A 7,672-nucleotide genomic window follows, 5' to 3' on the forward strand; every position below is an offset into this window, starting at 1 on the left:
TCGTGCCAGCTTCAATAAGAAAAGGAGTAATGGCCAAAGATATGCATACGGATCAGGACTTGAAAGGATTTAAAACCCTCGGGATTTTTTAGCCCTAAGGGTTTTTATTTGCTTTCTTAATAATAGCTAAGCCTTTTTCTCATCAGTTAACCCTTCAGCAAGCTCTTCGGTCTGTGACAAAGTGGCAATAGGATCAAAATACCGGGATTTATCACGTTTCATGCTATTCAGCACACTTATATTGTGTTGAACTAACGGATACGATAGTTGAATACTATACATTGTTGAGCAGACTACCGCAGTCTGCTTATTTTATTGTTTTGTTAAACAAGTTGTAAATTTAACATTTTAAAGTAAGAGCATTTCTTTGTAATGAGAAATGCTTTTTATTTTTTTGCTTAAAATAAAAAGGATATTCCATTAACAATAACAATGTAATAAAAAACGATATAAATTTATTGTAAAACAATAAATTACGTGTTAAAGTCATTTTATAATTAAATTAGCGAGGTGCTCTTTATGAAACGGGGAACAACACTCTTTTTGAAGATAGCTAATATTCTTATTGGAATCCCAGTTCTTGCATTCTGCATATTTTTGGTGCCTAAGATCGGGAATTTTGCTGGAGAATTGTATCCAGATATTGCTTATATGAAATCCCTCGTTTTAATCGATATGTACGCGGCAGCGATACCTTTTTACTTTGCTCTGTATCAAGCTTTTAAACTTTTAAACTATATTGATAAGAACCAAGCGTTCTCGGAATTATCCGTAAAGGCTTTAAAGAATATAAAATACTGTGCCATCACAATCAGTACCTTGTACCTGCTAGGTATGCCACTCTACAATCTCATGGCGGAGAGAGTTGACCCTCCAAGTTTCAGACCAATCGGATTGGTCATTATTTTCGCCTCTATGGTGATCGCCGTTTTTGCTGCTGTTCTCCAAAGACTTTTACAAGAAGCTATTAATATAAAATCAGAAAATGATTTAACGATCTGAGGTGTATATCATGGCGATTATCATCAATATTGATGTAATGTTGGCAAAAAGGAAAATGAGCGTAACAGAACTTTCGGAGAGGGTTGGAATTACTATGGCGAATCTTTCCATTCTGAAAAACAGGAAAGCAAAAGCGATTCGTTTTTCAACATTAGAAGCGATATGTAAGACTTTGGATTGTCAGCCGGGTGATATTTTGGAGTACAAAAGCAACGAAGACACTCAATAAAAACAGACAACAAATTTATTTAACTAACGGGTTCGATAGTATATTAAAAAGAGGTAATTCAGAAACATGTTATTTCGTTCCTGAATTACCTCTTTAGATTTTCCAATTAAATTTCTAAGCACATATGCGATAAACATGTAGTTCTTTAAATTTGTAATAAAGAGTTACAGAAAGACTTTATTTTCAAGTTTTAGACTGCATTTATTTATATTAGTTAACACAGTCTAAAACATATTTATTAGAGACAGAAGTTTTTAAAGTTTGAGAACCCGCACCAGTTTTGGAGTGCGAGTCTAAAGCCTTATTTTTCGTGAACGTCTGATAAAACTTTAGTATAATGACAAAATATATTATAATTCGTGTCAAAATTACACTAAATAAAGATGAAAAAAACAAGTATTTAGTGACAACAGTAAGTAAAACTCACAAACTCCCTTTCTTTTTCTCAGCAGATTCGCAGGAATAGCCATGGATTTTCCACAACGATGAATGGATTGGAGAACACGGCGCTCAAACAGTTAGCTTATCCCGTTGATTACTAAAAACTCTGCATCGAGAATGTGATGCAGAGTTTTTAGTAGTGGTCAATATAACATTACGATAAGGATGCCAAGGAAAAACAGCCGTTCTCACCCTCATGCTCGTGAGATCGACTGTTTGCTTATGATTGTTCCACAGGGTAGCAATATTAAATAAGGATTGATATGGCGCAGATGATATAGGGCGATTTATTCTGCAACGCCTTATCTATTTACTGGCCCTCCTCTATTTGTGAAAAGGAAGTATGGGATGTTTTCCCTAGCTGCAACTGATTTTCTTTTCCTTTCCCCCATAAAAAGCCAATGTATGCACCAATTAAGGCTGGTAGTACCCACCCTATTCCTTGCTCATACAACGGAAGGTAACGATATATGTTTGTAATGAACGAAACATCTACGAATTTACTTTGCTGTAAGGCGTCTACTAAACTAATCATAGCCGTTCCCAGCAAGCTCATTTTATAAACTGACTTATATCCTTTAAAAAGGGAATGTCCAAAGGATAAAATGATTAAAACAATTGTTAATGGGTAAATCACTAACAGAATGGGTACTGAAAAAACAATAATTTGATTAAGTCCCAAATTAGCAATAATCATACTCGTAAAGCACACGATTCCCGTCCACACCGTATAAGAAAAACGTGGCATAAGCTTTGCGAAATACTGTCCGCAGGAGGTTATCAGGCCAACCGATGTTGTAATACAAGCAAGAGTAAATACTGTTCCTAGTAAGATCGTTCCGTATTGTCCAAATAAATTGGTGGAAACAGCCGTCAAAATCTCTCCTCCATTTTGATAAGAAGGCAATAAGCTTTGGCTAACCGCCCCTAAATACCCCAGCATAAGATAGATTAGAGCTAGTAGGAATCCAGCAAATACCCCCGTTCTCATCGTAAGACGGGCAATTTGTTTTTTATTCGAGATATTTTTTCTCTCAAAGGCTGCAACGATTACTCCTCCAAATAGTAATGCAGCTAATGTATCCATTGTCATATAGCCTTCCATAAAGCCTTTGAAGGTAGCGGACTGTTGGTACGCCTCAACTGGTTTCCCAAAATCACCAATCGGATAAAACTGGCTTTGTATAAAAATGATTGTAATCATGCTAAGTAAAATAGGGGTTAAAATTTTTCCAATACGTGCAAACATCTTAGAAGGATTGAGACAGAGCCAAAAATTGATGACAAAATAAATAACTGTATACACTGTTAATGTCAATGAATTAGCACGTAAAAAATCAGGTAAAAAGGGAACAACACCCATTTCAAATGCAACGTTACCTGCACGCGGTATAACTAAAAAGGGCCCCAAGCATAAGTAAGTCGTCAAGGTAAATACGATAGCAAAAATAGGATGCACCCGATTCGTTAAGACATCTAAGCCCCCACTTTTCGCAATCGCAGTTACCCCTAAGATCGGTAGGCCAACAGCAGTAATGAGAAAGCCAAGCATAGCCTGCCATAAATTTTCGCCTGCCGAAAATCCAAGTGCAGGGGGAAATACTAGATTACCTGCTCCAAAAAATAAAGCGAATAACATAAGTCCAATATACAACTGTTCCTTCCATGATAGCTGTTTCATTTTTCTTCTCCTTTTTCTCAAAAAAATAAAACCTCTCGCCTTATCATCGTAAAAATGATGACTGAGGCGAGAGGTTCGCGGTACCACCCAGTTTTCTCTAATTCACTCACGAGAATTAGACATTATGAAGTCATAGACTTTCATCCTATAACGTGGATCACTCGGTGTATATTACTTGGGCATTTGCTTTTCACATACACTGCTCATAGGCGACTTCGGAAAAAGATAGTGCCCGTTCTCTCAGCCGTGGAACGGATTTCTGTACATCTAGAGCTTCTTTCTACTACTCCTATTCATTGCAAGTCATGAAGATATGAAATTTTACATCATTTATAAAAAAATAAAAAACCTCAGAACGAAATGACATTTATCATCTCATTCTGAGGTGTATATTTTACACGGTACCACTCAGCTTTCTTGCTTTTTCACAAAAACAAGCTCTGTAAGTCAATTATCATGACTCGGGTCTATTAACGAGACCAACCGTTACTCACTACTCGATCTTACTCAATCTTTGGCGAGTAAAGCTCAAAGGTGACATTCAATAATCAGTCCGTCACCACCCTTCCAGCCAAGGGGCAGCTCTCTAATCACACACTTGATTATCTACTATCCTTTTCAATGCCTTTTATATGTAAATGTTAACAAGCAGAAAACATAGTTGCTTTTTATTAATTATAGTCAGCTTTTTGCTACTGTCAAGCGATACGTTGTTATTTTTGCTATGAGAGAAAAAATGGTTAAACAGAAGATGCTTTAAGCCCATGCTCCTCTGAAAGGCTTGTTTGCATCTTATACAAGGTAGAGTAAAACCCATTTTTCGAAAGAAGTTCTTGATGGCGCCCGTTCTCAACCACCTTTCCTCGATCTACAACATAAATCATATCAGCTTCCTCTACTGTAGAAAGACGATGTGCGACGATTAGAGTTGTTCGATCTTTCATGAGTTCGGCTAAGGCTTTTTGCACCCAATATTCTGATCCAGAATCCAACGCTGAGGTGGCTTCATCCAATAAAAGGATAGGTGCATTTTTTATAATGGCCCGAGCAATCGCTATTCGTTGACGCTGACCACCAGACAGCATGGCGCCACGCTCCCCTACACGGGTTTCATAGCCATTTGGAAGACCCATGATAAAATCATGCGCGTATGCTGCTCTAGTAGCTTCAACGATTTCCTCATGAGTAGCGTCTAGCTTTCCATAGCGAATATTCTCTTCAATTGTTCCCTCAAATAAATAAGCATCCTGTGGAACATAAGCGATCAGGCTTCTCATTTCTTGAAGGCTATATTCTCCAATTGTTTTGCCAAACATGAGGATAGACCCGCTTTTAGCTGGATAGTACCCCAGTAATAATTTAATCACTGTGCTTTTTCCACTGCCACTGGCTCCTACAAGAGCAGCCGTTTCGCCCTCTCCAATCGAGAATGAAAAATCATCTAATACTTTCGCGTCAGAATCATATTCAAAAACAATCTGATTCATTTCTAACACCTTATCCTTTTGATAAGGTAGCTCATCGGGTAAGGGGATATAACGTTCAGGTTCAATTGGTTCTGAAAGGAGCTCAATAACACGAGAAGCACCTGAAAGAGAGCTTTGTAGAATCGATAAAACCTGGCCCAGGTGAAGAAATCCTACTGTTACTAATAGTTGCTGTTGAATGATTGCTACAAGAGAGCCTACACCGATTACGTCTTGAGCAACCATGATAATCCCAAAAACCAGCATCCCACCAAAGCTTAAAAAGTTAATGAAAAAGTTGGTTCCTTCTAACAATGCATTCTTATGACCTTGTTTAATTGTTGAAGAGGTTACATGTTCATTCATCTCGATGTAGCGTTGTGTGACAACATGTTTTAAATGGAATATTTTAATAATAGGCAGCCCGGCTAAAAAATCATTCAATCTTTCCGTCAAAACTCCTTGTTGTAGTTGTGTTTTATCACTTATCTTACGCACGGATTTAGCAAATCGTGTATTAATATAAAGAGTTACTGCACTAAGGCCAACCAGTACTGAAGCAAATCTCCAATCTAATAAAAACATACCCGTCAAGGAACCTAGTAAAGAAATGAGAACGATCGCAATCGTCTTGATATGTTCTGAATACGTCCGCTCCATCGTCAGTAAATCATTACTCAATCTGGACATAATATCGCCGGAATGATGCTGTTCATAGTAGCGGGATGGCAATCTCCCTACTTGTTTAAATAAGATTAGCCTCACATCAGCCATTACCTCTTTGACCGTACGACGATACATATAGCTAAACGTTGGGGACAAGATACTCACTAGCAGCAGAGTTCCACTAATCATAAGTACCGCACGAATTAACAAAGCGGTATCCCTGCCGCTGCCGCTAGCAAAATCAGTTACATCTTTAAATACAAACGGTAAAACGATCACAATACCAGCTTGAATAAAGCCGTCACCTAGCATACCAAAAATATATTTCTTCTTTCTAGACCCCATAAAAGATAGCAGATATACAAGTTCGTTGAGCCATTTTTTTAAGAACATGAGTATACCTCCTCGTCTGCCATCCTTTTATTTTCTCCCTCAATAAATTGCTTTTTATAAAGTCTCGCATATACTCCATTTTTCGTAAGTAATTCCGTATGTGTTCCACGCTCGACAATATGTCCCCTATCTAATACCAGCAATTCGTCGGCTTCCTTAATCGTTGAGAGACGGTGGGCAACAACAAGAACCGAACGATTTCTTATCATCTGTTCAAGTGCTTCTTGCACCAGTGCTTCGGATTGGGTGTCTAATGCGGAGGTAGGTTCGTCTAGTAGCAGAATAGGTGCATCTTTTAAAATAGCCCGAGCAATTGCAATACGTTGTTTTTGTCCCCCGGATAAGCGTGATCCTCTTTCCCCAACGATAGTTTGGTAGCCTTCAGGAAGCTGCATAATGAATTGATGGGCATTTGCTGCCTTTGCTGCGGCAATGATCTCATCTCTTGTAGCATCTGTTTTTCCGAACCCTATATTTTCGGCAATAGATACGGGGAAAAGATAGGTGTCTTGAGATACCAGGGAAATATACTTACGCATGTCGCTTAGGTTCCATTCCTGTAGACTGTGTCCATAAACAGTGATGCTGCTGCCTTCCTTCTCATCTGTCGCGGAGTAAAAACCACATAATAGTTTTAAGATTGTGCTTTTTCCACTTCCACTAGCACCTACTAATGCAATTGTTTTGTTCTCAGATAAAGTAAAGCTAACCCGATCCAATATTTTTTCATGACCATCATAAGCAAATGATACGTTGTTAAAAACAACTGGTTGTGTGTTTGCTCCCATGTCCAAGCAAGGCTTGTCCTCTTGTTCAATTGGCTGTTCCAGAATATCGAACATACGTTTAGATGCACCCGAAACCTCTTGAACTTGTGCAAATAATACAGGCATGAGAGAAAGTGGCTCTATAATGTAGGTAAGCAAATAACTAAACAAGACCAAATTTCCTAAATCTAACTCCCCTGTTTGAATTAAATATCCTCCGTATGCGATAAAAAACACGATTGGTGCAGAGAAAAGCAACATACCAGGTGCAGTCATCCATGCCCGCTTCTTTTCTACCAAAATTCCTTTCTGCAAAACGATAGCCATGGTAGAAGAATATTTCCCAAATAACACATCTGTTAAATTAAAAGCTTTGACCATATGTATCCCTGCCAACGTATCTTGGGCGATGGAGTTAGCTTTCCCAAGGTTCTGTTGTAATTCTTCCGTATGTTTTTGTAAAGGTTTACTCAAAAAATTCATAATCAAAATTGCTACTGGCAAAATGGAGATGCTTAACACAACCAATTTCCAATTAGTAGAAACAAGTAAGCAAAGTGCTCCAATAAAAATAATTGGCATATAAAAAATTTGGTAGAAATGCTGCTGCAAAAAATTCTGTAATACCGTAGCATCGTTTGTTAAGCGAGAGGTAATATCTCCAGAGTGATATTTTTCAACCACCGAAATAGGCATTTTTTCGATATGATTAGTAACATTATTTTTTAAATCTCGGAGAGCGTTTGCGCTAAATTTTACGGCTGAAAATTTTATGAAATATTTTGAAACAAAGCCGACAATCGTTAATCCGAAAATCAGGGTAGCAAAGCTTATTAGCTTCTGATAGTCATTTGTATTTTCAACCATCGTTCTAATTAAGATGCCCATCCAAATTTCGACTGTCGCTACAATAAGAGAAGTAACGATACAGAGAAAAACCCAAAAACGATATGGTTTTACATGTGTTAATACCCACTGGAATACAGGTTTTTTTAGGGGTGCTTGCTCTTGTTTTTGAAAATTCATC

The 7,672-nt window shown here is 37.8% G+C and carries 5 protein-coding genes and 1 other annotated feature; of the genes, 2 read left to right on the plus strand and 3 right to left on the minus strand.

Annotation, left to right across the window (positions count from 1 at the left end):
• Positions 1–519 precede the first annotated feature (519 nt).
• Positions 520–1,002 carry a DUF2975 domain-containing protein gene (locus tag O0550_RS11245; RefSeq protein WP_003339343.1) on the plus strand — a complete coding sequence of 161 codons (483 nt, stop codon included), beginning with the start codon at positions 520–522 and terminating at the stop codon, positions 1,000–1,002.
• Between the two features lie 10 nt (positions 1,003–1,012).
• Positions 1,013–1,231 carry a helix-turn-helix domain-containing protein gene (locus O0550_RS11250; protein WP_003339344.1) on the plus strand — a complete coding sequence of 73 codons (219 nt, stop codon included), beginning with the start codon at positions 1,013–1,015 and terminating at the stop codon, positions 1,229–1,231.
• Between the two features lie 751 nt (positions 1,232–1,982).
• Here O0550_RS11250 and brnQ read toward each other — a convergent pair.
• The 3 genes from brnQ to O0550_RS11265 all read right to left on the minus strand — a co-directional run bounded on the left by brnQ (position 1,983) and on the right by O0550_RS11265 (position 7,671).
• Entirely contained in the window at positions 1,983–3,353 is a 1,371-nt protein-coding gene (gene brnQ, locus O0550_RS11255; RefSeq protein ID WP_258426335.1) for a branched-chain amino acid transport system II carrier protein, read from the minus strand.
• A 378-nt stretch (positions 3,354–3,731) separates the two neighbouring features.
• Positions 3,732–3,984: a binding site (T-box leader), on the minus strand.
• Positions 3,985–4,093: 109 nt separating this feature from the next.
• The gene (locus O0550_RS11260; RefSeq protein ID WP_258426336.1) at positions 4,094–5,878 is read right to left on the minus strand and encodes an ABC transporter ATP-binding protein; all 1,785 of its coding nucleotides are present in this window, start codon (positions 5,876–5,878) and stop codon (positions 4,094–4,096) included.
• On the minus strand, positions 5,869–7,671 hold the full coding sequence (locus O0550_RS11265; protein WP_258426337.1) for an ABC transporter ATP-binding protein: 1,803 nt from the start codon (positions 7,669–7,671) through the stop codon (positions 5,869–5,871). Before O0550_RS11265 ends, O0550_RS11260 begins: the two co-directional genes overlap by 10 nt.
• Position 7,672: the final 1 nt, after the last annotated feature.

The sequence above is a fragment of the Brevibacillus halotolerans genome (assembly GCF_026891775.1).
Taxonomy (GTDB): domain Bacteria; phylum Bacillota; class Bacilli; order Brevibacillales; family Brevibacillaceae; genus Brevibacillus_B; species Brevibacillus_B halotolerans.